Raw genomic sequence first — 23,510 nt, 5'->3', positions numbered from 1 at the left:
GCTTGGGGAAGTAACTCAATCGTGCAACGAAGCGAGCGAGATGTCTCGGCAAGCTCGACATGACGTTCTTTCTGCTCACTGCTCACTGCTCACTGCTCACTGTTCACTGCTCATTGACCAAGGCCACGGCTTGCTCGCGCAGCAGCTGGCGCGAGAGGTCGTGGTTTAGGCCGCCCTCGGCGTTGAGGTCCTGGTTGATGAACGGCAGGCGCACGCGCTGGGGCAGCACGGTGGTGCCGAGGTACATGAGCACGTCGGTGAGGTGGGCCATGGCCAGCAAGCCGCCCTGGCCGCCGCTGCTCAGCCCCACCAGCGCCGCCCGCTTGCCCTGAATGCCGCCGGGATAGGCCAAGCCGTCAATAAAAGCCTTCAGCACCCCGGGAAAGGAGCCGTTGTACTCGGGGATGATAATAACCAGCTTGTTGCCCGCATCAAGCAGGCCCGCCAGGCGGTTAAATTCCGGGTTGGTGCCGGCGTGGGCGTACAGCGCCGTGCTGGTGAAGTCGGCGGGCAGCTCGGCTAAATCCAGAATCTGGCTTTCGGCACCCAGCTCGGTGAGCACGGTGCGGTAGTAGTTGGCAATGCGGCGGGCGCGGGAGTTGGGTCGGTTGGTACCGACGAGCAGGGTTATCAAAACGAAGGGGAACGAGGTAAGAATCTGCGGTTAACCCACAAGCCCAGCCATTGGTTAAGTACGGCCTTCTTCGGCGACTTCGAAGCTTTCTTACCACAGGCACACAGGGGCCCCCATGCGCACTCGCTTTGGCCTGCCCGTCGCCCCGGAGTAGCAGAGCAAATCAAGCAAGAAGACTGCTAGTAGGGCTTCAAGAAAAGGCGGGAAATGCTCGTCGCCTAATGCTCGACCATTACGCGCTCAACAAATGGCATTTCGTTCGCCGTCAGCACGCGCACCAAGTACAGGCCCGCGGGCAACTGCTGCACGGGAATTGCGAGCTGCGTGCCGCGCCACTCGCCGCGCCACTGGCACTTGCCCACGGCATCGAACAGTTCGACCGTGGCCGAGCTATTCGATGCCGGACGCTCTAACCAAACGGTCGTGCGGGCCGGATTCGGGTAGAGGCGCAGCGCTTGCGCCGAGGCCGTCTTCGCAGCCAGCACGACAGCTGGGGGGCCGCGCCCGTGGCCGGGTAAATGGCTTGGGTTGCCCCAGCAATCGGGGCGCCGTTGCGCAGCCACTGGTAGGCGGCGCCCGCCACGGGGGCCGTTACGCTGAGCTGGCCCGTGGCCAGTTCAGTTGCTGCACGACGGGCGGCGCGCCACGGCTCGGGCGCGGCGTCGGAGGGAAGGCCGGGCTAACGAATCTTGCCGGAGGCGCGGGTCTTCTTGATGCGGCCGCTGGCTTTGAAGCGGGTGCCGGGCAGGGGCTCCAGGGTGATGTCGAGGGGCTGGCAGTTGGCCAGCGGCAGCTCAACGCTGCTGTAGCCCGCGGCCGTGAATTCCAGCACCGAGTTGCGGGGAATGGGTTGCGGGGACGTGAGCAGGTACTGGCCTTCGGCGTTGGTGCTGGACGGGTCGGTTCGGAACCCCTTGTCGGGAGTGCGCAGCATCACCGTGGCTCCCGTCAGCGGGTGAGCAAAGGCATCGGTTATGCGGCCGGTGAGCACCTGGCAGGCCAGCACGGGGGGGACGGTTGGGGCGGGGGGAGCGGTTGGGGCCGCGGGCTCCGTGGCGGCCTGTGCCGAGTCGGGGGGAACTACCGGCTGCTGGGCGCGGGCGGCGGCCGGCAGCAGCAAGGCCAGCACGGAAATAGTGAGGAGCTTCATAACAAGAAAACAATAGCCGGAAAAAGAATAGCAGCTTGGAAAATAAGCGCAAACGGAAAAGGCCCGGATGGCGGCGTCACGCCCGGGGCGCACCTGCCCGGCGGCTCAGAAAGTGAAGCAGAAGAAACCGGGAAGGACGGCCCCGCTCAACCACGATACGACCAGCCTGAGTTGCATCAGGCGGGGTAAGTTTCCTTGCAAACCGGGCTGAAGATGAAAAAATGCGCGCATTAATCGAATTGATAAGGAAAGATAATATAACTATTCCGGCTTGGTGGGTTGGGAGGCAACGAGCATCATTAAGCGGAGCATCGCCGCAACAGGTGGCGCACCCGAACGAGGGGACTATCCGAAAAAGTAAGCAGGACGTTCTTTTTATTTTTCGGATAGATTCTAAGTCCCTCGGCCGGAGCGGTTGCCAGGCGGTCATCTGCACTGTTGAGACAGGGTTTGGAGGCGGGAGCGGCCGCGGGAGCGCTACTGCCGTTGGGTGGCCCGAGCCGGCTGTTTCCGCGCCGCCAGCACGGCCACCGCCGCCAGGCACAGCGCAAACCACGCCCACGGCAACCGCAAATCCAGCACCGACAGCCCCCCGAACACCAGGGCTGTGGCGAAGCTGGCCAAGCCCTGAAACGCCTGGTTCAACCCAAAAATCTCGCCCCGGTCCACTTCGGTGGTGTGCCGGGCCAGCCGGCCTTCCAGCAGCCCCTGAATGAGCGAGAGCGTGAGGCAGTCGAGGGTGACTAGTGCGTAAAACGCCGTTTTGGACGTGCCCACCAGCCCGTAGCCGAGCAGCACCGGCGCGCCCAGCACCGCCAGCCACACGATGGCGCGCCGCTGGTTGAGCCGGTCGGCGAAGTAGGTGTAAAACACAAAGTTGAGCGCGATGCTCAGTCCGCCGAAGAACATGAACAGGTAGGCGATGCCGCGGGCATCCAGCCGCAGTGGGCCCATGCTCACGAAGGGCACAAAGTAGAAATAATAGCCTGTGCTAAGCGTGAGGGCCACCTGTGTGAGCACAATGCGGCGCACGCCGGGGTTGCTGGCGTTTTTGGCTTGCAGCCGCGTCCACAGCGTGAGCGGGTTCACGCTCAGGGCCAGCTCGGCCCGCAGCTCGGCGCCGCGCACGCCGTTGCGCCGGGTGTGGGTTTCGGGCAGCCAGATGCTGAGCAGCACGTTGAGGGCTGCCAGGCCCACGCCCAGCCCCACCACGTAGGTGGCCTGTTGGGCGGGCGGCACCCGCAGCCCGGTGAGCAGCAGCCCCGCCGCCATGGGCCCCAGCACAAAGCCCAGTGAAATGACGGCTCCCTCAATGCCCAGGTTGCGAAACAGCCGCTCGGGCGGCGAAATGTCGGTGATGGCCGAGCGTACGGTGGCGTACATGCCGTTGGTGAAGCCGTCGGAGGCCCGGTTGGCGAAGTAGAGCCCCGCGCGCACCGGCAGCAGCAGCACGTTGGCCAGCAGCGTGCCGACGGCCGACAGGATGAAAATGGGCCGGCGCCCATAGCCGTCGCTCAGCCGCCCCAGCAGCGGGGCCGAAAACAACTGCACCCCCAGGAACAGCCCCGTGCCCGCCGAGAGCCACAGCTGCGGCTCGCGCAGCCCCCGCACAAACTCCGGCATCACCGGGCCCACCGCCGCCCCCACAATTACGTCGACCAGGATGATGGCATAGAGTAGCGGCAAGCGGCGGTCGGCAGGGGCGGGCATGGAAGCAGTCGTTGGCCAAAATTACGGCTGCCCCGCGGGCAAGCCACTGACCTATTCCGCCACCGGCCGAAACAGCTTGCGGTCGGCCCAAAAAGTGCCGAAGGGCACCACGGAGGCGATAAAGCCCAAAGCAGCGGTTTTGAATGCCCAGCCGCGTTCGATGGTCTGCTGAATGAGCAGAAACACGTACAGCACAAACAGCAGCCCGTGCGCCATGCCCACCTGCTTCACGGCCAGCGGCTGCCCGGCCAGGTACTTCAAAGGCATGGCAATAAAAAGCAGCACCAGCAGCGAAATGCCTTCCAAAAGAGCGACGAGCCGTAAGCGGCCCAGCCCGGTAAGCAGTAAGTCTTTCATAGGAGAATAAAAAAAGCGCGACGAGTAACCGCCGCGCTTTGTGACAAAGAAGTTAAAAGTTGAGAGTTAATAGTTAAAAATCCTACGGGCAGTGTCTTAACTTTTAATTCTCAACTTTTAACTATTTTTCTACGCCAGGTTGTTCGACGTAGCCTTGGCCGCCAGAAACTCGCGGTTCAGGATGGCAATGTTTTCCAGCGAAATGCCCACCGGGCATTCGGCGGCGCAGGAGCCGATGTTGGAGCAGGCCCCGAAGCCTTCCTTGTCCATCTGGGCCACCATGTTCTCGACGCGGGTGCGGCGCTCCACGTGGCCCTGCGGCAGCAGCGCCAGTTGCGACACCTTAGCCGACACGAACAGCATGGCCGAAGCATTCTTGCAAGCGGCCACGCAGGCCCCGCAACCGATGCAGGTAGCAGCCTCAAAGGCGCGGTCGGCTATTTCCTTGGGAATTGGAATCTCGTTGCCGTCGGGCGCGCCGCCGGTGTTCACGCTCACGTAGCCCCCGGCCTGGATGATGCGGTCGAAGGCCGAGCGGTCCACGCTCAGGTCCTTGTTCACCGGAAAGGCGTTGGCGCGCCAGGGCTCGATGGTGATGGTGTCGCCGTCCGAAAACTTGCGCATGTGCAGCTGGCAGGTCGTGGTGCCCTTCTCCGGCCCGTGGCTGCGGCCGTTGATGAACAGGTCGCACGAGCCGCAGATACCCTCGCGGCAGTCGTGGTCGAAGGCCACCGGCTCGTCGCCTTTGCGCAGCAGGTCCTCGTTCAGCACGTCGAGCATTTCCAGGAAAGACATCTCGGGCGAAATGTCCTTCACTTTGTACTCCACAATCTTCCCCTTGGTGTTGCGGCCCGCTTGGCGCCACACGTTCAGGGTCAGGTTCATCGGTTTTGCGTTGGGGTTGCTTCCAGCCATGTCTTTTGAATTAAAAATTAAGAATTAAAAATTAAGAATTGGAAACCCAGCACAGCCGATTACCAACGGTTAATTTTCAATTCTTAATTCTTAATTTTTAATTAATTATTTGTAGCTCCGCTGCGTGAGCTTCACGTTTTCAAACGTGAGTTCTTCCTTGTTAAGTTTCTCCGGCTGGTTGTCGCCCTGGTATTCCCAAGCCGATACGTAGGCGAAGTTTTCGTCGTCGCGCAGGGCCTCGCCCTCGGGGGTCTGGTACTCCTCGCGGAAGTGGCCGCCGCAGCTCTCGTTGCGTGCCAGGGCGTCGTCCATCATCAGCTCGCCCAGCTCCAGGAAGTCGGCCACGCGGCCGGCTTTTTCCAGGGTCTGGTTCTGCTCCTCGCCGCTGCCCACAATTTTCACGTCGCGCCAGAACTCCTGGCGCAGCTTCTGAATTTCGGCTTTGGCGTGGCGCAAGCCCTCTTCGTTGCGGCTCATGCCGCAGTACTCCCACATCAGGTGGCCCAGGGCCTTGTGGAAGTCATCGGGCGTGCGGGTACCCCTGATGTTGAGCAGCGTTTCGGTGCGGGCCTGCACCCCGGCCTTGGCCTCGGCAAAAGCGGGGTGGTTGATGTCAACCGGCTTGGGCGCATTCTGCGAGAGGTAGTCGCCGATGGTGTACGGAATCACGAAGTAGCCATCGGCCAGGCCCTGCATCAGTGCCGAGGCGCCGAGGCGGTTGGCGCCGTGGTCCGAGAAGTTGCATTCGCCCGTGGCGTAGAGGCCCGGGATGGTCGTCTGCAAGTTATAATCCACCCACAGGCCGCCCATGGTGTAGTGCACCGCGGGGTAAATCCGCATGGGCAGCTCGTAGGGGTTTTCGCCGGTGATTTTCTCGTACATGGCAAACAGGTTGCCGTACTTCTGGCTCACGGCCTCGGCGCTAGTGCGCTGGATAATCTCGGCGAAATCCAGGTACACGGCCAGGCCGGTGCTGCCCACGCCGCGGCCCTCGTCGCACATCTGCTTGGCGTTGCGCGAGGCCACGTCGCGCGGCACCAGGTTACCGAAGGCGGGGTACTTGCGCTCCAGGAAGTAGTCGCGGTCCTCTTCTTTGATGTCGGCCACCTTGATTTCGCCCTTGCGCAGCTTCTCAGCCGTCTCTTTGGTGGCGGGCACCCACACGCGGCCGTCGTTGCGCAACGACTCCGACATGAGCGTAAGCTTCGACTGGTAGTCGCCGCTCACCGGAATGCAGGTGGGGTGAATCTGGGTGAAGCAGGGGTTGGCGAAGTAGGCGCCTTTCTTGTGGGCGCGCCAAGCGGCCGTCACGTTGCACTGCTTGGCGTTGGTGCTCAGGTAGAACACGTTGCCGTAGCCGCCGGTGGCCAGCACCACCGCGTGGGCGGCGTGGTTCTCAATCTCGCCGGTGATGACGTTGCGCGTCACAATGCCGCGGGCCACGCCGTCCACCGTCACCAGGTCGAGCATTTCCGAGCGGGTGTACATCTTCACCTTGCCGTAGGCAATCTGCCGGCTCAGAGCCGAGTAGGCGCCCAGCAGCAGCTGCTGCCCGGTCTGGCCGCGGGCGTAAAACGTGCGGCTCACCTGGGCGCCGCCGAACGAGCGGTTGGCCAGCAACCCGCCATACTCGCGGGCGAAGGGCACGCCCTGGGCCACGCACTGGTCAATGATGTTGACCGACACTTGGGCCAGGCGGTACACGTTGGCCTCGCGGGCGCGGTAGTCGCCGCCCTTGATGGTATCGTAGAATAAGCGGAACACCGAGTCGCCGTCGTTCTGGTAGTTCTTGGCGGCGTTGATGCCGCCCTGCGCGGCGATGGAGTGCGCGCGGCGGGGCGAGTCGTGGTAGGTAAAGGCCTTCACGTTGTAGCCCAGCTCGGCGAGCGAGGCAGCGGCCGAAGCCCCGGCCAGGCCCGTGCCAACCACAATCACGTCGTACTTCCGCTTGTTGGCGGGGTTCACGAGCTTGACATTGAACTTGTGCTTCTCCCACTTTTCGGCGAGGGGGCCTTCGGGAATCTTGGAATCCAACAGCATAGAGGACGGAGTGATGGAGTGGTTAAGGACCGGTAGAACAGCCAAAGGACGCAGGTGTTGCCCAACGGGCGGCTATTTTCCGGCGCACAATCAAATCGGACTTAAAAAATCGAGGCCACGGATTGCAGAAACGCTGGCGCGCCGGAGGCCAATTCGCCCTGGTTGTCGGTGAACAGGAAAAAATACAGCGGCATCGAGGCAAAACCGGCCGATACCACCACGGCAAAGGCGTAGCCGGCCCATTTGATTACCGGCGTGTACTTGCGGTGGTTGAGCCCCAGGGTCTGGAAACCCGAGCGGAAGCCGTGCCAGAGGTGGTAGCCGAGGCTAATCTGCGCGGCCACGTACAGCAGCACGTACCACCAGATGTGGAATGACGACACCACGGCCAGGTATAGGTTGTCGAGGTCGCGGGTTTCGAGGTTTTCGCCGCCAATCTTGTCCAGGCCCCCGAAGCGGGCGCGCCAGAAAAAATTGTAGAGGTGCACCAGCAGGAAAATCAGGATGATGGTGCCCAGAATGCCCATGTTGCGCGAGGTCCATTCGCTGTTCTGCTCGGAGTGGTTGGTCACGTAGCCCTGGCCGCGGGCCGTTTTGTTGCGGCGCGACAAGGCAAAGGCCTCGTAAATGTGGAAGCCAAAGCCCAGCACCAAACCCCACTCGATGGTGCGGATGATGGGGTTGGTGCCCATGAAGTGCGAATAGGTGTTGAAAGCGGCGCCCTGGTCGTGCTTGAAGAGCTGCAGGTTGCCCACGAGGTGAACCACCAGAAAGGTGCACAGAAACAGCCCCGTGACTGACATTATTATCTTCCGGCCGATGCTGCTGGTTAAAGTTTTTGTTATCCAACTCATAAAGTAGCCAAAATATGGAAGTGAGGAAGTACGTTTATAAGACTCAAAGGTAGGCCCCGCCCGCTAATCGGCCAACGAGCGGGCCCGATTTTTGCCAGGGCAATTTGCCCGCGGTAAACAATTGCCGGGCGTGGTGAATCTATCCCTGGCCGGCATCGTTTACACGCCCAGGCGTGGCCATTAAACAACCCCCAGAGGTGCCAGATGTTTAGTTTTTGCCGCTTCCCGGCGGTCGGAGCCGAGTTTACAACCGTTCTTCTTTTTTCTCCTGTCAGCAAGCTGGTATGATACAGATTTCTCCATTTCGGGTCAGGTTATTGCGGCGGGTGGCGCTGCTGCTATTCGTGCTGGCCGCCGGGCTGAGCCTGCGGCCGGACGCCGCCTGGGCCTCCCACATCCGCGCCGGCGACATCCAGGCCAAAACGGATACCACATTGCCCGTGGAGAACCGTAACCGGCGCCGGATATTCTTCAGGATGATTCTGTATTTGGATAACATCGGAAATGGTGGCCAGGTAGTGGACCAAGAAAAGGTGACGATTTTCTTTGGGGATGGCACCTCCACTTGTATCGACGGCGCCATACCAAGGGTAGGGGGCAAGCGGCCTATTCCCGGCAACAACGGCGACACCAGTTCCAATCTCTACCTTTTCGAGCATACATTTCCTGCGGACATTGGCTACACAATCAGCTTTGTGGGTGAGAACCGCAATGAGGGGGTAGTAAATATGAGTGATTCCAGAGATCAGAGATTTTTCATCAGTACTACCATTACCATAAGTGCAGCCCTGGGGCGCAACAATGCACCAATTCTGACCGCTCCGGCGATAGATAAAGCGGCAATAGGCCAGGTGTTTGAGCACAATCCCGGGGCTTTTGATGCTGATGGCGATTCGCTAGCTTACAAATTGCTCAGCAGCCAACAGGATACCCGGCCAGTCGAGAGCATCGTTGGCTTGCCCTGCGCGGGTGCCACCGGCAATAATACACCTGACCCTAAACCTTGCACAAACTACCGTTTTCCGGCCGACCCCAGCATTGCGCCGGGAGCCGTGCAGGTGCCGTATCCTGGCCCGCCGGTGGGTGTGCCGGGTGCCCCGGCCATTTTTGTAATGGATGTCAACGATGGGCAGATTGTCTGGAACGCCCCAGCCCGGGCCGGCCTCTACAATGTGGCGATGATAGTGGAGGAGTGGCGCCGCACGCCGGGGAGGCCAGGCAGGCAAAAAATCGGGAGTGTGATTCGGGACATGCAGATTACGGTGACCGCGACCAACAATCTGCGGCCCATCCTCACCATTCCCTTGGACATCTGCGTCATCGCCGGGGAGCGGGTCACGGGCGTGGTGACGGCCGTGGATGGGGTGTCGGCCACGAGCACGCCCCAGACGCCGGTTTCTTTGTTTGCCTATTCGGGCATTATTCCCCCGGCCACCTTCGTCCAGAACCAAACGGGCCCGCCCATCGCGCGGGGCACCTTCAGCTGGCTGACCGAATGCAACGACGTGGCCCGCTTGCCCTATCAGGTGCTGTTCAAGGCCCAGGACAACCCTACCCCCATCACGCCCGCTAACCCACCGCTGATTGACGAGCAGGTTTGGCGAATCACCGTTGTTGGCCCCCCGCCCCAAAACTTGCGGGCCGTGCCCGTGAATACCGGCATCAACACCACCCAGCTCAACTGGGACACCTACCGGTGCGCCAATGCCTCGTTGATTCACATCTACCGCAAAGAAAATTCGGGACCCGACCCGGAGTTTTGCGTCACCGGCATTCCGGCCTCGACGGGCTACGTACGCATTGCCTCCGTGCCCGCCACCGAGACGTCTTTCATCGATGCCAACCGGTCGGCCAGCGGCGCGAACCAGGGCCTGGACCGCGGCAAGACGTATTGCTACCGCATCTACGCCGAATTTCCGCTGCCGGCGGGCGGGGCCAGCATCGCCTCGCAGGAAGCCTGCGCCACCTTTGGGGGCCGCTCGGCCCTGCTGACCAACGTGGACGTGGAAACCACCAGCCCCACGGACGGGGAGATTACGGTGCGCTGGACGCAGCCCAAGCCGGCGGTCGGCAATACGTTTGACGGCACGCCGTCGTACGTGCTGTCGCGGGGCGAGGGGCTGAACCCCACCGTGTTCACGCCGGTGCGGGCTCCCTTCACGGCCCTGACTGATACATCATACGTCGACCTGAAGCTCGACACTGAAACCAAGCAGTACACGTACAAGCTGGAGTTCATCCTAACCAAAGGCGGCGTTTCCGTGCCCGAGGTTTCGCCCACGGCCAGCAGCGTGCGCACCAGCGCGGTACCGTCTAGCCCGGCGGCCACCGCTGTCACCGTGAGCTGGACCTACAATGTGCCCTGGGACAACACCACGCGGCCGGCCACCATTTACCGGCGGGTGGGCACGAACGCCAGCGCGCCCTACGTGCGCATCGGCAATGCGCCTACCACCGCTACCGGCGGCACCTACACCGACCCGGGGCTGACCAAGGGCGAAACGTACTGCTACTACGTGGAAACGAGTGGCCGCTACGCCAACTTTGCTTTCCTAGATAATCTGCTGAACAAAAGCCAGCGGCAATGCCTCGTGCTCGTTAGCCCGCCGTGCACCCCGGTGCTGGCCTTGCAAACCACCAACTGCGACAGCCTGGCCGCGCTGCAGGAGTTCCCGCGCCTGAACGAGCGCTACACCAACCGGCTGGCCTGGACGCTGAGCAACCGCCCCGAGGGCTGTGACGCCACCATTGCCAGCTACCGGGTGTACTACCGCCCCGCGCTCACGGGCCCTTTCACGCTGCTGGCCACCACCACCCAGCCCCGGTTTGTGCACACCGACCTGGCCTTTTCGGGGGGATGCTACGCCGTGCAGGCCGTGGCCCCGACCGGGCTGGTGAGCGACACGAGCAACGTGGCCTGCCAGGACAACTGCGTGTTCTTCAAGCTGCCCAATATTTTCACGCCCAACGGCGACAACCAGAACGCGGTGTTCCGGCCCAAGAACAGCAGCCCCATCCGCAGCATCCGCTTCCAAGCCTTCAACCGCTGGGGCGTAAAAGTTTTCCAGAACACGACTACCGCGGCCGACCGAATCCTTATCAATTGGGACGGCGGGGGGCCGGTGGGCGAGTCCAGCGGTGGGTCCAGTAGCCGGGTGGCCGAGGGCATTTACTATTACCTGGCCGAGGTGGAGTTTGCCGACTTCGCCAACACCAGGCGCACTTACAAGGGCTGGGTTGAAATCGTCCGGTAAGGCGGGCGCATTTTAATGCTTTATTGCACAAGGCGAGCCGTTGGGTTCGCCTTGTTTTGTTTGTATGAAGCGCTGTCTAACTTGCATGTTGCTGGTGTTGCTGAGTAGCTGCGCAAACTCGCTGGTGCGCTGGCAGCGGGATTTTGCAACGGGAAGCAAAGCCTCCATTGGGTCTCCGGCCGCGGCCCGTGAGGCGGCCATTCAATACTTAATTCGGAAAGAAGGCGCTGCGGCACGCTATTTTCTGGATAGTGCGTCGGTAAAGCCGAGCGGGAAAGTTTGGCTGGTAACAATTCCTACGCGGCGCGGCGGCGAGCCGGGCAAGGTCATCATGGGGTTGAAAAGCACGAACGGCCGCGTGGGGTGGATTCGGTTGAAATAATTGTTGGCTTACTTTCGCGCTCCATCCATTGTCTTTTCAACCTCTTTTCCTGTGGTTAAAACCGCCATCCTCTTCCCCGGCCAGGGCAGTCAGTTTCCGGGCATGGCCCGCGAGCTGTTCGACCACAACCTGGAAGCCCGCGCCTTGCTCACCCAGGCCAATGACATCCTGGGCTTCAGCCTCACCGACATTATGTTCAACGGCTCGGATGAGGACCTGCGCCGCACCGACGTTACCCAGCCGGCCATTTTCGTGCATTCGGTGGCGCAGTTCGTGGCCCGGCCCGAGCTGGTGCCGGCCATGACGGCGGGCCATTCCCTGGGCGAGTTCTCGGCCCTGGTGGCGGCCGGCGTGCTGCGGTTCGACGACGCACTGCTGCTGGTGGCCCGCCGGGCCCAGGCCATGCAAGCCGCCTGCGAGGAGCAGCCCGGCACCATGGCTGCTATTCTTGGCCTCGACGACGCCACGGTGGAGCGCATTTGTGAGGAAATTACCACCGCGGGCGACGTGGTGGTGGCCGCCAACTACAACTGCCCCGGCCAGTTGGTGATTTCCGGCTCGGCCGCGGGCGTGGCCCGGGCCTGCGAGGCGCTAAAAGCCGCCGGGGCCAAGCGCGCCCTGCCGCTGCCCGTGGGCGGGGCTTTCCACTCGCCGCTGATGCAGAGCGCCGCCGCGGCCTTGGCCGCGGCCATCGAAAAAACCGCTTTCGCCGAAGCCCGCTGCCCGGTCTACCAGAACGTGGACGGGCGGCCCCACTCGGCCCCGGCTGAAATCAAGGCCAACCTGTTGCGCCAGCTCACCGCGCCCGTGCGCTGGACCCAGGCGGTGCAGCAAATGGCTGCCGATGGCGCCACCGAGTTTGTGGAGTGCGGCCCCGGTAAGGTGCTGCAGGGCCTCGTAAAGAAGATTGCGCCCGCCGCGGCGGCGAGTTCCGTGGGTTGAGGAGGGCCGCCCCCGCATCCTACCAGAACCGGTTGGTGCACACCACCTGGGCCTTTTTCTTGATGCGCAGCCCCACCAGCACCTCGTGGCTGCCGCCGTTGTAGCCGGCCAGCTCGGAGAGGCCCGCGTCGTAGGAATAGCCCAGCGTGTACTGCTCGTAGCTCAGGCCCACCATCGCCACGGCCGAGTCGAAGGCACGCCAGGACACGCCGGCCCACAGCAGGTCCTGGTACTTAAGCTTGGCGTTGAGGTCGAGCGAGAGCGGGGCCGGGTTCACGGCCTTGACCAGCACCGACGGCACCAGCGACCAGTCGTCGTTGAGCGGCAGTCGCACGCCGGCCGTGGCGAAGTAGTGCCGCTTGAGGGAGTTGCCGGGCGCGCCCTCGCCCAGCAGGTTGGGGCCGTAGGAGAAGTTGAGCTGGTTGCCAAGCAGTTGCGCGCCCGACACACCCAGGTAGAAATCGGAGCTGTACACCCACAGGCCCACCGACCCGTCCAGCACCCGCGAGGCGGCGCTGGCCGCGCGGGTGGTGCGGTCGAAGAATTGCAGCTGCTGCCCGTCCACGGCAAACTGCTGCATGCCCGCCGACACACCCAGCGCCATTCGGAGGTTGGGCCGGAGCACCATGTTGTAGGCGTAGGAAAGGTAGGCACCGGTCCGGCTCGTGGGCCCGGTCACGTCGTTGTACACAATGCCCCCCACCGCGTGGAACGGCCGGCGCCGGTCGCGCAGGGTGCGCTTGCCGGTGCTGCGCCACTTGCCCAGCGAGGAGCTGGCGCTGGCGTAGTAGGTTTTGGGCGCCCCTTCCAGGCCCGTCCACTGGGTGCGGTAGCTGAGCTTGACGTCGATGTAGTCCTCCACGCCCGTAGCGCCGGGGTTGAGGATGTAGTTGTTGTTCATGTACTGGCTGTACTGGGCCTGCTGCTGGGCCCGGGCCGGCGCGGCGGCCAGCAGCAGCGGGAGCAGTAGTATAGTTAGAGCTTTTTTCATAGCGGTTGTTTTCTTATTGTCTGTCCAGAGCAGTTTTCAGGTCTGAGTACGTTTTGGAATTTAGAATCTATCCGAAAAATAAATTGAACATTCTGCTGAGCTTGCCGAAGCAGAACGTGCTATGTCATCTGAATTATTTATGCACGAGTGCTTAACTTTCAACTTTTAACTTCTCACACGCGAAACCGCTGCGGGAAGATGGTCCTGCCGCGACAAGTAGATGTCGGATGAGCAGAAAATTGTGTTAATACAGAATCGTAATTGACCCGCTGTAGGACTTGCCCAGCGTGCCCTTCGTGACGACGACGTAATAGTAGGTGCCGACCGGCGCGGGCTGGCCGTTGATGTCGCCGCGCCACTCATTGGCCCGGCCGTAGTTGTTGGCCGAGAATATTCGGTTGCCCCAGCGGTTGAACACGCTCACCGTGTTGTCGGGGAATTGCTCGATGAACTCAATCTGCCAGGTGTCGTCGCGGCCGTCGTTGTTGGGCGTAAAGGCGTTGGGAATGCGAATGGCCGGGCGCACGGTCACCGTCACCTGGTCGGAGTCGGCGCAGCCGCCCGTCCCGGCCGAGAGCGTGTAGGTAGTGGTCACCGTGGGCGAGGCCACGGGCCGCAGCCGGTTGTTGCCCGGGAAAGTCAGCCCCGCCGTCGGCGTCCACGTCACGGGGTAGGTGCCATCGGCGCGGCCTTCCAGCGTCACGGAAGTGCCGGCCAGAATCTCCTTGTCGGGGCCGGCATCCACGTCCACCGGCGGCTGAATGCGCACCGCAATGCCATTGGAAACGGCCGTAACGGCTTGCGCGCACGCGTTGGTCGTGCGCAGGCGCAGGGTCACGGTCTGGCCCGCGCGCAGCGTCGTGCTGGTGAAGACCGGGCCCGTGGCGCCCGCCACGTCGGTGCCGTTGACCTGCCACTGGTACTCGGGGGCCGGGCCGGGTTCGGTCACGTTCGCGATGCCGAACGACAGCGGCTCGCCCAGGCAGACGGGACCGTTCGGTTGCGCGTCGATGGCGAGCGTGGGCGCCGGCGTGGGCGTGCGCGTCACCGCGACGGTGGCCGCGGCCGGGCCCGTGCTGCACAGCCCCGCCGTGGGCGTCACCTCCACCCGGACCTGGTCGCCGGTAACCAGCGTGCTGCTGCTGAATGCGGCCCCGCTGGCCACCGCCACGTTGTTGACGAACCACTGGAACGTGGGCGCGGTGCCCGCGTTGGTCGGCACGGCCGTGAAGGTCAGGGGCGTGCCGGGGCACTGCGTGGGCGGGGCCGCCAGGCTCACGCCGGTCGTCACAAGGGGCTCCACCCGCACCGTCACCACGTTGGAAACCGCCGAAGAGCAAGTGCCGGTGCCCGAGTTCACCCGGCGGCGGTAATAAGTGGTGGCCGTGAGCGGGCCGGGCGCGTAGGTTTCGCCGGTGGCGGCGCCGGGCGCGTTCGTCCAGGTGGCGTTATCCGTTGAAAATTCCCACTGGTAGGCAAACGTGCCCGTGCCGCCATTGGCCCCGCTGGTGCTGGAGAAGGGGGTGGGCGCGGTCCCCGCGCAGATGTCCTGGTCGGAGACAATGCCGCCCGGGGCCAGGACCGGCAGCACCGTCAGGGTGATGGGGGGCGAAAACTCTGGTCCGCAGGGCCCTGAGCTCACCCGGCGGCGGTAGTAGGTAGTGGTTGTGAGCGGGCCGGGCGCGTAGGTTTCGGCAGTAGCGCCGCCAATGTCGCTCCAGGTAGCGTTATTGAGCGAAGATTCCCACTGGTAAGAAAAGGCGCCCGTGCCGCCCGTGGCCGGGGCCGTGCTGGTGAGCGGCGCCGGGGTAGCGCCCAGGCACAGCAGCTGGTTGGCGTCGATGCTGCCGGCCGTCAGCGTCGGTGTTATGGTAATGGTGACGACATTGGACAAAACGGGAGCGCAGGCGCTGCTTGAACTCGCCCGGCGCCGGTAATAGGTGGTTGCCGTAAGCGCACCGGGCGCATAAGTCGGCCCGGTGGCCCCACCGATGAGCGCCCAGGTTGTATTATCCGCAGATGCCTCCCACTGGTAGCCAATATTGCTCGCGCCGCCGGCCTCACTGATGCTGGTGAGGGGAGTAGGGGTGACGCCGGCGCAGAGAGCCTGGTCAGCGGCGATGGTACCGGCAGTGAGCGTCGGCAACACCGTCACGACGACGGAGGGCGAATACTCCGGCCCGCAAGACCCCGAACTCACCCGGCGCCGGTAGTAGGTAGTGGCCGTGAGCGGGCCGGGCGCGTAGTCGGCGCCGGTAGCGCCGGCAATGGCCGTCCAAAGCGAGTTGTTCGGTGAAGACTCCCACTGGTAAGCAAACGTACTGGTGCCGCCCGTGGCTGGGGCGCTGCTCGTCAGCGGCGCGACGGGGCCGCCGATGCACACGGTTTGGTCGGCGCCGATGGTACCGGCGGCCAGGGCCGGCGTCACGGTGATGGTAACGACATTGGAGAAGGCCGGGGCGCAGGCGGTGCCCGAGCTCACCTGGCGCCGGAAATAGGTGGTGGCATTCAGCGCGCCCGGCGCGTAAGCTGGCCCGGTGGCCCCGCCGATGAGCGTCCAGGTAATATTATCCAGCGAAAACTCCCACTGATAGTCGACGCTACCCGTGCCGCCCGTGGCCGAGGTTTCGCTGGTGAGGGGGGCCGGGGCGACGCCGGCGCAGAGAGCTTGGTCAGCGGCAATGGTACCGGCTGCCAGGGCGGGCACCACGGTTATCGTCACCACGTTGGAGGGAGTAGCAGTGCAAGGACCGGAGCTAACCTGTCGGCGGAAAAAGGTGTTGGCGGTGAGCGGGCCGGGCGCGTAGGTTTCGCCGGTGGCGGCGCCGGGCGCGTTCGTCCAGGCGATGTTATCCAGCGAAAACTCCCACTGGTAGGCAAACGTGCCCGTGCCGCCCGTGGCCGGGGCCGTGCTCGTCAGCGGCGCGACGGGGCTGCCAGCGCACACCGTTTGGTTGTCGGCGATGCTGCCCGTTGTCAGGGCCGGCGTTACGGTGATGGCTACGGTCTCGGTAACCCTGGATTCGCAGTAAGGCCCTGGTAAATTAGGCAGCAGCAGTTGAACGCGCCGCCGGAAGTAGGTTATGCCAACCGGTAGCGAGTTTGATGGCTGGTAGCCAAGACCAGTAGCTCCGCCTATAGCCGTGAAAGTGGCATTGTCTGACGAAGATTCCCACTGGTAAGTAATCGGCAGGCCGGCGTCGCTTGAAGCACTGGCGGTGCTGGTAAGTGGGGCCGGCGCTGTGCCGGCGCACAGCGTTTGAGGGCCCGCAATGCTACCCGGCACCGGCAAGTCTGGTACCTGGATAGTGCCCGAGCTTTCGCGGCAAAAGCACGCGGTCGTGATGCGTAGCGTTACGGTGTAGTTGCCGGGCGTGGCGTAAATATGAGGAGGGGGATTCTCAAGGTTTGAGGTGGTACCGTCGCCAAAATTCCAGGCATAGGTCTTCCCATCAAATTCAATGGGCGGGGCCCTGAATGTAATTTGCCGACAACCCGTTATCTGCGCACTAGGGCCCACGCGCAGCAGGGAGCTTTGGTTGAAGTTGACCAGGCCCAGGCCACTCAGGCGGCCGCCCAACTGCAGGCTATCGTCGGCGTAGCCGACCTTGGCCCCCAGCGAGTCCGGGTAGGGGATGAAGCCCAGCGCGGGCTGGTTGTCGCGGGCCACGTAAATCTTGCCATCGGGCGCGGCCTGCATCGAGCCCAGGTCGGCAGGGGTATTCTGATTGAGCGGAATGTCCTGCCTGGTAACCGGCCCGGTGCCGCTGATATCGAATTGCAGCAGCTTGGGCGGGTTGCGCACCGTGGCGTAGAGGTAGCTGCCGGGCGAAAACCCCACCCCATAGTATTTCCCTTCGCCGCTGTCCACGATGTACGGAACCAGTGGGTTGGCGCTAACCTGGCCCAGGTCGGTATCAAACCCAAACAGTTCGACGGTGCTGCTGCTGTCGCCTACCGCTTCGCTGTAGCGGGCCAGGGCCAGTTGCCGGCCATCGGGGGTTACTTTCATCTGGCCTTTGTAGCCCAGGGTCGCCACGCTCGGCGCGTGCAGGCTGCCGATGACTGAAATAATGGGAGTAGGCTGTACACCGGCCAGCGTTACGCGGTAGGCCAGAAAGGCGTCGCCCCGGTTGTCATTGCCGGTTGTCGCATCGCCCCACCCGTGCGTGATAACCCAGATATCGCAGCCGTTTTTATGGAATACACCCGTTATTTTCTCCGCCGTGCCGCGGGCCAGGGGCGTGTTTTTGGTGGTGGGTATAACGGTGCCCGGCCCACCACCCGCGGGAATCTCTATTTCCGAATAGCTTAGGCCCACGGTGCTATCCAGGGTGAAGAGCAGGTAGCGCGTCGGTTGGCCCGGCAGAGGTATGCCCGGCATCTTGAGGGGCAGGGGGCCGTCGGTGGTGAAGCGGTTGCCCGCCAGCCCCGTGCCGTTGGTCATCACGGTGCCGTCGCCGTTCCAAACGGTTTCGCCGTTGCTGTAAAAGAGAATTTTGCCGTCCTTATCCGACATCACCCCCGAGCCCGCGGGGGCATCCATTGCCCCATCGGTGAGCACCTTCGGAAGGGAGTCGGCAGAGGCCTGGTTGAAGTCCAGCCCCGCCTTAAAGCCGAAGTACCAAGTGTTGGCAAACTTCTCATCGGCCGCGCACTCCGGGGGCGGCGTGCCCTGCGCCAGGGCCGTAGTGGCCGCGCCGCTCAGCAGCAGGAGCAGCAACGCGAGCAGCCAGCCGGCCGCCGGTCGCGCCCGTTGGGCCGGGCACCGGCGGCCGACGCGGGCCGGCGGGCCGGACTCCGGCATATGCAGGGAATAAACGTTGGGGCTGGACAGGGCAGGATGCGGTAGCTCTGCGGGCATAGTGGAATGGGTAAGAAGGCGGACAGGTAAGCGCGACTCGGAAAAAAAAGTGCCGCGCGCCGCCCTTAAGAAACGGAGCCGGATGGTCAATTATTGCTAAAAAGCGCTGCCAGCCGGTTTCAGTAAAGCTAAAGCTACGCACGGCCGGCTAGGTTTGCACCAGGCAATGGCTGAATAGCGACGGAGGCCAGCGGCTACCGCCCGTTTCGGTGCCGCCCGGCCCAGCCAGTAGCTTGAGCCCCGATATTCTCGCAGGACTTACGCACTTCACCAAACCCTAAACCCCGGCGGGGCTAAAATCCGAACTGTTTGCGTGAGCTCTGCCCCTCATTTTTCACGGTATTCGGCTGGCAGGTGCTGCTCCATGTTACTTGCCCGGCCACGGCCGCACCGGCAGCGGGTCGGAGCAGCGGGCCAGCAGCTCGGCCACAGTCAGGCCCAGCCGCGGATGCCGCAGTTGAGGCGCGATTTCGGCCAGCGGCACCAGCGCAAACCGACGCTCGGCCAGCCGGGGGTGCGGCACGGTGAGGCCGGGCTGGTCAACCAGGGCGTCGCCGTAAAGCAGAATGTCCACGTCGAGCGTGCGGCTGCCCCAGCGCTCCAGCCGCTCGCGGCCGGCGTGGCGCTCAGTGGCCAGGCACTGCGCCAGCAGCTCGGCGGCCGGTAGGGCAGTGCGCACTGCCAGGGCCTGGTTGAGGAAAGCGGGCTGGTCTTCGCGGCCCCAGGCGGCGGTTTCGTAAAGGGCCGAGGCGGCGGCTATTTCACCCGCAGCAGTCGCTAATTGGGCCTGGGCAGCCCGTAGCAGCGCGGCCCGGTCGCCCAGGTTGCCGCCCAGCAGCAGGTAAGCCGTTACGGAGTTGCTCACGCCTGGCGCTGAAAAAATGCCGCCGTGCGCTCGGCCACGAACCGGGCCGGCTCGGGCAGCGCGGCCGCGGGCCAGGGGTGGGCCCCGCCGAACATGTGCGTGGCGCCGGGCACCAGGAGCAGCTCGGCGTCGGGCCGGAGCGCGCGCAGGGCGTGGGCGGCGGCCAACGGCACGGTCTCGTCCTGGTCGCCGTGCACCAGCAGCAGGGGCTGGCGCAGGCGGCGGCGCACGTTGTGCGGGATGTCGAGGCGAGGGCGGTTGGCGAGGTAGTCCTCCACGATTTGGTAGTGCAGCGGCAACTCCTGGCCGGTGCGGGCGTTGGGCACGTGCAGCACGCCGGTGCGCTGCCACTCGTCCAGCAGGGCCTGGGGCCAGCGCTGGTCCACGTCGGCGATGCCGGCCCAGGTGGCCACGGCGCGCACGCGCGGGTCCTCGGCGGCTTTCAGCAGCACCAGGCCGCCGCCCCGGCTGTGGCCCACCAGAAACAGGCAGCGCAGCTCCATTTCGGCGGCGGGCACGGGCGTGGCGCCGGGGGTGCACAGCGCGTCAATGAGCTGGCCGATGTCATCCAACTCGATGCTGAAGTTGTTGCGGCCAAACGCGTCCAGGTCCTCCAAATCGCCGGTGCCGCCCACCACCAGGCCGTTGTGCGAGAGGTTGAGCTTCACGAACACGAAGCCCCGCTCAGCGAAGAAATCGGCCAGCACCGGGAAGTGGCCCCAGTCCTTGAACCCCTTGAAGCCGTGCACGAACACCACCACCGGCTTGGGCCGGCCATCGGCGCGGTAGGTGGCGTCGGCTTCGAAGGCCCGGCCGTGGCGCGCGCCGGTGAGCAGCATGGGCGAATGGGTGAGCATGGGGGCGAAGGTAGGGGCGGGGGAGATGGGGACGGGGGGAGGCGGGAAGTATGTAAAACTCGGAAAGAAAGAAAGGTCCATTGCTTTCCCCCATCCCCCCACCTTCCGGCCTCCCCATCTCCCCCGTTCCGCCGTAATATTGTCGCCGCAATGCCCCACACTCCCACTCTCTCCCTCGACCAGATTCAGGCCCCCATCGCGGCCGAAATGGAGGAGTTCGAGCACAAGTTCCGCCAGTCGATGCGCACCAAGGTGCTGCTGCTCGACAAGATAATGGGCTACATTGTGAAGCGCAAAGGCAAGCAAATCCGGCCGATGTTCGTGTTTCTCACGGCCCGCGCCGCCCGCGCCGAGCCCGCCACCGGCGACCCGCTCCCCGGGGCCTCCTTCCGCGGCGCCGCCCTCATCGAACTGCTGCACACGGCCACGCTGGTGCACGACGACGTGGTGGACGAGAGCAATTACCGCCGTGGCTTCTTTTCCATCAATGCGCTGTGGAAAAATAAAATTGCCGTGCTCGTGGGCGACTATTTATTATCGCGCGGCCTGCTGCTGGCGCTGGAAAACGACGATTACGACCTGTTAAAAATCGTCAGCAACGCGGTGCGGGAATTAAGCGAGGGCGAATTATTGCAAATTGAAAAAGCCCGGAAGCTCGATATTACCGAAGACGTTTACTTTGATATTATTCGCCAAAAAACTGCCTCGCTGATTGCGTCTTGCACGGCGGTTGGAGCCGCCTCGGTTGGCGCGGACAAGGAAACCATTGAGCGCGCCCGCTTATTCGGGGAAAAGGTGGGCATTGCCTTTCAAATTAAGGACGACTTATTTGATTACGGCACCGCCGAAATTGGCAAGCCGGTGGGCATCGATATCAAGGAAAAAAAGATGACACTCCCGCTGATTTATGCCCTGCAGCAGGCCAGCTGGCTGGAAAAGCGCCAGGTAATTTTCAATGTGAAAAACAACGAAGGCCACCGCGACCGGGTGCAGCAGGTAATTGCTTTCGTGAAGAAATCGGGTGGCCTGGACTACGCCATTAATACGATGAAACAGTACCGCGACGAAGCCCTGGAAATCCTGCATACCTTCCCCGAATCGGCCAGCCGCACGTCGCTCGAACAATTAATTAATTACACCATCGAGCGGGAGAAATAGAATCGCGGATTTATCGTATTTTGACTGATGAAACGAACTTTCTGTGGTTTTGCAGCGGGGGAAGTCGCGCTATTTGTCGCTCAACAGAAAAGCCACTCAGTTCGAGTGGCTTTTCTGTTGTCAAGAGCGGAAAGGACGAACCACAAAAAAACCGTTTTATCAGTGAAAATCCGGTAAATCCGTGGTCCTATTGTGACACTTGGTAGCTCACGTCCTGCGCGTCGCTCACCTTAAACGTGACGCCGTCGAAAGAGCTGTCGACTTCCAGGGAGTGGGTGATGTTGCAGCCGGGGCACTTTATTTCTTCGATTTCGTGGTTCTCGGCGTGCGCGGGAGAGTCGGCCTGGTCGTTGGGGGCGGGCACGCCGATGAGGTCGGTGAAGACTTCGGTGTGGCAGTGCGCGCATTCAAACCTGAGGCCGACGGTGCGGCCCTGCAGGTCGGCGAGCGGGACGGGCGTGCTGGGCTGTTGCGGAATCCACATGAGGCAAAAGAATAGTGAGTGGAAAAGGAAGGAAAAGGGCCCGGGGCCCGGTTGGCTGTACGCGGCCGGTTTGAAAAAAGATGAGCCGACAGCCTGCCGTGGTTATTTTTGGTGGCCGCATCTGATTGCGGCCCGGGGAAATGGCCGACTTTGCATTCGCTGTTAAAGCCGTGGAGGGCGCTTGCCGGCTGCCGCGGGTGCCGCGCTGGCGCTCCTTGCTGCGCTCGTTTGCGCTGGCCAAGGACCCGCTGCCGGTGCTCGACAAGGTGCTGGCCCGCTACGGCGACACCGTGGAGCTGTTCATTGGCGGGGTGGAAAAGAGCATTCTGACCCGCGACCCGGGCCTGACGCAGCACATCCTGCAGAAAAACCACCGCAACTACGCCAAGTCGCGCTTCACCCAGGGCTTTTCGCGCTACGTGGGCCACGGCCTGCTCACCAACGAGGGCTCCGACTGGTTGCGCCAGCGCCGGCTCATTCAGCCCGGTTTCCACCGGCAGCGGGTGGCGGGGCTCACGGGCCTGATGCAGGAAATTACGGCCGACACGCTGGCGCCGCTGGCGGCCCAAGCCGCCGGGGCGGGGGGCGCCGTGGTGGTGCCCGTGCACGAGCTGATGACCCGGCTCATGTTCCGCATCATCGCCCGCTCGGTGTTCAGCACCAGCTTCCCCGAGGCCGAGCTGGACCGTTTGGCCGGGTTGATTACGCAGATTCAGGCGTTTTTCGTGCGCTCCATCCGCCAGCCCTACCTCAAGCCGCTGTTTTGGCTGCGCGGCGATTTCCGGCGGCACGACGCGCTGGCCGCTGAGATGCGCGCCCTGCTGGCCGGCTACATTGCCCGGCGGCAGCAGGCCAGCGCCGCCCCCGGCGCCCCGGCCCCGCCCGACGACCTGCTGCAAATGCTGCTCGATGCGCGCTACGAGGACACCGGCGAGCCCATGACACCCGACCGGGTGCTCGACGAAGCCCTGATTCTGCTCGTGGCCGGCCACGAAACCAGCGCCAACGCCCTCACCTGGCTGCTGTATTTGCTGGCCCACCACCCCGAGGAAGCGCGCGCCATTCAGGCCGAAGCCGATGCCGTGCTGGCCGGCCGACCGCTCACGTTCAACGACCTGCCGCAGCTCGGCAAAGCCCTACATGCGGTGCAGGAAACCATGCGCCGCTACCCGCCCGCCTGGATAACCGACCGCGTGGCCCTGGCCGACGACGAATACCAGGGCCTGCGCATTCCCAAAGGCACGCTGTTTTCGCTCTACTTCTACGGCCTGCACCACGACCCCAAAAACTGGTTCGCGCCCCAGGAGTTCCGACCGGCCCGCTTCGCCCCCGGCGCCGAGGCCCAGGCCGCGCCGCCCTTCGCTTATGCGCCCTTCGGCGGCGGGCCGCGCCTGTGCATCGGTATGCAGTTCGCCCTCACCGAAATGCAGCTCGTGACGCTGGAGCTGCTGCGGCGCTTCGAGGTGGAGTGGGTGCCGGGCCAGCCGCCCGTGACCATGCAACCGCTCATCACGCTGCGGCCGCGGGGCGACTTCCGGGTGCGGCTGCGGGCGCGGCCGGGTTAGCGGAACAGCGCCTCGATGCTGATTTCTATTTGGCTCACCGGGTCGTTTAGCTTTCCGTCCGTGAATTTGGCTACTGGCTGCCCGGGCAAATAGAGATTGACGCTTTGCAATTCGGGCAGGATGAGCCAGCACGAAGCCACCCCGGCTGGAAAGTAATATTCTCTGATTTTCGTTACCAACCCGCTGAGTGCCTGCGTGGGCGAAAGAATCTCAATGGCCGTGAATGGTGGGTCGGGGCAGCGAATGACGTCCTTTTCCCAGTCCAGCGCACGCTTGGGTAGCAGCGCCACGTCGGGTTTTAGTCGACCCGTGTTTAGCTCGAATTCTAGTTCGGGAAGCACGTCAAACCGGTCCTCGAAGGGCGCGAGCGCAAGGCTTAGGCGGTGAATCAAACGGGAATGATTGAACGACATAGCTTCCTCTAATACAACTTCAGTCTCGATAATCTCAATGGCTTGTGTTTCCATAAATCTGGCTTTTTCTCAAAG

General features: G+C 63.3%; 20 protein-coding genes. 5 read left to right on the top strand and 15 right to left on the bottom strand.

Annotated elements, in window-relative coordinates; translation table 11 throughout:
* Window positions 1–103: 103 nt before the first annotated feature.
* From RMO51_RS09110 to RMO51_RS09070, 9 genes are all read right to left on the bottom strand, one after another.
* Window positions 104–634, bottom strand: a complete 531-nt coding sequence (locus RMO51_RS09110) for an NAD(P)H-dependent oxidoreductase (protein ID WP_310393992.1) — start codon at window positions 632–634, stop codon at window positions 104–106.
* 218 nt (window positions 635–852) lie between these two features.
* A complete protein-coding gene (locus RMO51_RS09105) occupies window positions 853–1,119 on the bottom strand; it encodes a T9SS type A sorting domain-containing protein (RefSeq protein WP_310393991.1) in 267 nt (88 codons plus the stop codon).
* A 194-nt stretch (window positions 1,120–1,313) separates the two neighbouring features.
* On the bottom strand, window positions 1,314–1,784 hold the full coding sequence (locus RMO51_RS09100) for a carboxypeptidase-like regulatory domain-containing protein (protein ID WP_310393988.1): 471 nt from the start codon (window positions 1,782–1,784) through the stop codon (window positions 1,314–1,316).
* 477 nt (window positions 1,785–2,261) lie between these two features.
* Complete coding sequence (locus RMO51_RS09095) at window positions 2,262–3,494, bottom strand: MFS transporter (protein WP_310393987.1); 1,233 nt, start codon at window positions 3,492–3,494, stop codon at window positions 2,262–2,264.
* A 51-nt stretch (window positions 3,495–3,545) separates the two neighbouring features.
* Window positions 3,546–3,851, bottom strand: coding sequence for a DUF3817 domain-containing protein (locus RMO51_RS09090; protein WP_310393985.1), 306 nt, complete (start codon window positions 3,849–3,851; stop codon window positions 3,546–3,548).
* A gap of 129 nt (window positions 3,852–3,980) precedes the next feature.
* Window positions 3,981–4,736 carry a succinate dehydrogenase/fumarate reductase iron-sulfur subunit gene (locus RMO51_RS09085; RefSeq protein WP_310393983.1) on the bottom strand — a complete coding sequence of 252 codons (756 nt, stop codon included), beginning with the start codon at window positions 4,734–4,736 and terminating at the stop codon, window positions 3,981–3,983.
* Between the two features lie 135 nt (window positions 4,737–4,871).
* On the bottom strand, window positions 4,872–6,806 hold the full coding sequence (locus tag RMO51_RS09080) for a fumarate reductase/succinate dehydrogenase flavoprotein subunit (RefSeq protein WP_310393980.1): 1,935 nt from the start codon (window positions 6,804–6,806) through the stop codon (window positions 4,872–4,874).
* A 101-nt stretch (window positions 6,807–6,907) separates the two neighbouring features.
* Entirely contained in the window at window positions 6,908–7,660 is a 753-nt protein-coding gene (locus RMO51_RS09075; protein ID WP_310393979.1) for a succinate dehydrogenase cytochrome b subunit, read from the bottom strand.
* 338 nt (window positions 7,661–7,998) lie between these two features.
* Window positions 7,999–8,523 (bottom strand): hypothetical protein, encoded by a 525-nt coding sequence (locus tag RMO51_RS09070; protein WP_310393978.1) that lies wholly within the window; start codon window positions 8,521–8,523, stop codon window positions 7,999–8,001.
* A gap of 249 nt (window positions 8,524–8,772) precedes the next feature.
* Between RMO51_RS09070 and RMO51_RS09065 the strand changes: the two genes are divergently transcribed.
* From RMO51_RS09065 to fabD, 3 genes are all read left to right on the top strand, one after another.
* Window positions 8,773–10,914, top strand: coding sequence for a gliding motility-associated C-terminal domain-containing protein (locus RMO51_RS09065; RefSeq protein WP_310393976.1), 2,142 nt, complete (start codon window positions 8,773–8,775; stop codon window positions 10,912–10,914).
* 85 nt (window positions 10,915–10,999) lie between these two features.
* Window positions 11,000–11,296, top strand: a complete 297-nt coding sequence (locus RMO51_RS09060) for a hypothetical protein (protein ID WP_310393974.1) — start codon at window positions 11,000–11,002, stop codon at window positions 11,294–11,296.
* A gap of 51 nt (window positions 11,297–11,347) precedes the next feature.
* Window positions 11,348–12,238, top strand: a complete 891-nt coding sequence (gene fabD / locus RMO51_RS09055; protein WP_310393972.1) for an ACP S-malonyltransferase — start codon at window positions 11,348–11,350, stop codon at window positions 12,236–12,238.
* Between the two features lie 19 nt (window positions 12,239–12,257).
* Here the strand turns inward: fabD and RMO51_RS09050 are convergent, their stop codons facing one another.
* The 4 genes from RMO51_RS09050 to RMO51_RS09035 form a co-directional block, all read right to left on the bottom strand.
* The gene (locus tag RMO51_RS09050) at window positions 12,258–13,229 is read right to left on the bottom strand and encodes a type IX secretion system membrane protein PorP/SprF (RefSeq protein WP_310393970.1); all 972 of its coding nucleotides are present in this window, start codon (window positions 13,227–13,229) and stop codon (window positions 12,258–12,260) included.
* Window positions 13,230–13,473: 244 nt separating this feature from the next.
* Window positions 13,474–18,093, bottom strand: a complete 4,620-nt coding sequence (locus tag RMO51_RS09045) for a gliding motility-associated C-terminal domain-containing protein (protein WP_310393969.1) — start codon at window positions 18,091–18,093, stop codon at window positions 13,474–13,476.
* A gap of 367 nt (window positions 18,094–18,460) precedes the next feature.
* Window positions 18,461–18,958, bottom strand: a complete 498-nt coding sequence (gene folK / locus RMO51_RS09040; protein WP_310393967.1) for a 2-amino-4-hydroxy-6-hydroxymethyldihydropteridine diphosphokinase — start codon at window positions 18,956–18,958, stop codon at window positions 18,461–18,463.
* Window positions 18,955–19,815, bottom strand: a complete 861-nt coding sequence (locus RMO51_RS09035; protein ID WP_310393966.1) for an alpha/beta fold hydrolase — start codon at window positions 19,813–19,815, stop codon at window positions 18,955–18,957. Before RMO51_RS09035 ends, folK begins: the two co-directional genes overlap by 4 nt.
* Before the next feature lie 150 nt (window positions 19,816–19,965).
* Here RMO51_RS09035 and RMO51_RS09030 point away from each other — a divergent pair, with 150 nt between their 5' ends.
* Window positions 19,966–20,973, top strand: coding sequence for a polyprenyl synthetase family protein (locus tag RMO51_RS09030; RefSeq protein ID WP_310393964.1), 1,008 nt, complete (start codon window positions 19,966–19,968; stop codon window positions 20,971–20,973).
* 187 nt (window positions 20,974–21,160) lie between these two features.
* Here RMO51_RS09030 and RMO51_RS09025 read toward each other — a convergent pair whose 3' ends face one another.
* Entirely contained in the window at window positions 21,161–21,457 is a 297-nt protein-coding gene (locus RMO51_RS09025) for a hypothetical protein (protein WP_310393962.1), read from the bottom strand.
* A gap of 140 nt (window positions 21,458–21,597) precedes the next feature.
* Between RMO51_RS09025 and RMO51_RS09020 the strand changes: the two genes are divergently transcribed.
* Entirely contained in the window at window positions 21,598–23,022 is a 1,425-nt protein-coding gene (locus tag RMO51_RS09020) for a cytochrome P450 (protein WP_310393960.1), read from the top strand.
* Here RMO51_RS09020 and RMO51_RS09015 read toward each other — a convergent pair.
* A complete protein-coding gene (locus RMO51_RS09015; protein ID WP_310393958.1) occupies window positions 23,019–23,489 on the bottom strand; it encodes a Uma2 family endonuclease in 471 nt (156 codons plus the stop codon). The two genes, RMO51_RS09020 and RMO51_RS09015, sit on opposite strands and share 4 nt — an antisense overlap.
* Between the last annotated feature and the right edge of the window lie 21 nt (window positions 23,490–23,510).

Origin of the sequence: Hymenobacter sp., assembly GCF_031398885.1 — a bacterium.
Taxonomy (GTDB): domain Bacteria; phylum Bacteroidota; class Bacteroidia; order Cytophagales; family Hymenobacteraceae; genus Hymenobacter.
This window is presented reverse-complemented; position numbering and strand designations above follow the sequence as displayed.